Origin of the sequence: Acidisphaera rubrifaciens HS-AP3 (assembly GCF_000964365.1) — a bacterium.
Classification (GTDB): Bacteria; Pseudomonadota; Alphaproteobacteria; order Acetobacterales; family Acetobacteraceae; genus Acidisphaera; species Acidisphaera rubrifaciens.
Window position 1 is genome coordinate 1 of the sequence record NZ_BANB01000098.1, and the last position, 1,856, is coordinate 1,856.

A 1,856-nucleotide genomic window follows, 5' to 3' on the forward strand; every position below is an offset into this window, starting at 1 on the left:
GACCGCGACCTCGCCGAGGGCCGCATCGCCGAACCCGAGCACGCCGTCGCGCGGCTGGAGGTGCAGCGCCGGCTGCTCGCCGCCGACGCCGATGCCGACGCTGCCGCCCCCCGGTCGAACCGGGGCGCGATCATCGCCGCCATGGTGATCGTGCCGGTCGCGGGCCTGGCGCTCTATCTCATCGGCGGCACGCCCGACATGCCGGCCGAGCCGCTGGCCGCGCGTATCGCCGCCGCCCGCGCCCGCGCCGCACAGACCGAGACGCTGATCACCGAATTGCGCGCGAAGCTCGCGACCATGGACCCGCACAGCGACCGCGCGCGACAGGGGTACGTCCTGCTCGGCGGCGCCGAGGCGGGACGCGGCAACCTGCCGGCGGCGGTGGCCGCCTGGCGCATGGCGCTCGCTGTGCGGTTCGAACCCACGCTGGCGGCCGAACTGGCCGAGGCGCTGACCGAGATCAACGGCCGCCCGGATGACGAGGCGATCGGCCTGTTCCGGCGCGCCCTCGCCACCGCGCCGGCCGACGCGCCATGGCGGCCGATGGCCGAGCAGCGCGTCCACGAGGCGACCGCCGCCGCCAAGCCCTGAGTCCGGGCTGGCGGCCGGGCGGTGCCCGCCCGGATCGCAGCTCCCGCCGGGAGCCGGTCCGGACGGATTCAGTCCTGCGCGGCTGGCGGCGAGGCGGGCGCGGGTGTCGTGGTCGCGGCCTGCGGCTTGCGGCCGCCATGCGAGTTCTCGCCGCCCTTGCGCCCGGCCTCCGCCGCGAGGCGGTGATTCTGCGCGAACGGACGCTTCTCGGGCGGCACGCTGCTGCCGCCCTTGGACGCGATGGCGCGCTGCTTGTCCGGATCCATGGAGGCGAACCCGCGATTGCTGGTTCCCCGCGTCTTGGTTTCGGCCATGCTTGGATTCCCTGTTCATTGTCCGCGGCAGCGCCACACCATGGCCGCTGCACCCTCGTCTGAACGCCGCATGGCGCCTGTCCGTTCGCCGGCCGGACGAATGTTCGTGTAATCGCTGCGTGTTGCGGCGCCGCTTACCGTCACGCCGCCGCCCCGCTTGCCGCTCAGGGCTGGGTTGCCGCCCTGCGCCGCGACCGGGGCCGAGTGGCGGCGCGGCCCCGCGCGTCCTATGTCGTGGGCGATGACAGGAGGCCCGCCATGAACCGACGCCGTGTGCTCGCCGCGCTCGCCCTGCTGCCGGCCGCCGCCGCCGTGTCGGGCGCCCTGGCCTCCCCGGCGGCGGCGCAGACCGCGTTTCCGCTGACGGCGCAGGACCGCGCCGACCTCGCCCGCATCCAGACCTATCTGAACGGGCTGCGCACGCTGAAGGCGCGGTTCCTTCAGATCGCCCCCAACGGGGCGGTGGCGCGCGGCACCGCCTGGCTGGAACGGCCGGGCCGGATGCGCTTCGAATACGACAAGCCGAGTCCGCTGCTGCTGGTCGCCGGCCACGGGCTGGTGGTCTTCCACGACAGCCAGCTCGGCCAGACCAGCAACATCCCGCTGTCGCAGACCCCGCTCGGCATCCTGCTGGCCGACAACGTGCAGTTCGGCGGCGCCGTCACCGTGCAGTCGATCGCCCGCCAGCCGGGCATGATCCAGGTCACCGTCTATCAGACCGCCCGCCCCGGCGACGGCACCCTGACCCTCAATTTCGCCGACAACCCGCTGGCGCTGACGCAGTGGACGGTGCTCGACGCGCAGCACCGCGAGACGCGGGTCTCGCTCTACGACGTCGCCCTGGGCGGCGCCTTCGACCCCGCGCTGTTCACCTTCATCGACCCGCGCTTCTACCAGGGTGGCGGCGGCGGTGGGGGCGGCGATGGTGGCCCGCCGCCGGCCGCGGGCCGC

3 protein-coding genes are annotated in these 1,856 nt (G+C 74.5%); 2 read left to right on the forward strand and 1 reads right to left on the reverse strand.

The genetic code is table 11. The annotated features are described in order from the left end of the window. On the forward strand, nt 1–591 hold a 591-nt coding region (gene ccmI / locus B8460_RS03880; protein WP_048860261.1), incomplete at its 5' end, for a c-type cytochrome biogenesis protein CcmI. Between the two features lie 68 nt (nt 592–659). On the opposite strand, the gene B8460_RS03885 is transcribed toward ccmI, so the two are convergent. Then, nucleotides 660–905, reverse strand: coding sequence for a con-10 family general stress protein (locus tag B8460_RS03885; protein WP_048860262.1), 246 nt, complete (start codon nt 903–905; stop codon nt 660–662). Nucleotides 906–1,163: 258 nt separating this feature from the next. On the opposite strand from B8460_RS03885, the gene B8460_RS03890 reads away from it, so the two are divergent. After that, nucleotides 1,164–1,856 (forward strand): LolA family protein (locus B8460_RS03890; RefSeq protein WP_084623214.1); only part of this gene is annotated, 693 nt, incomplete at its 3' end.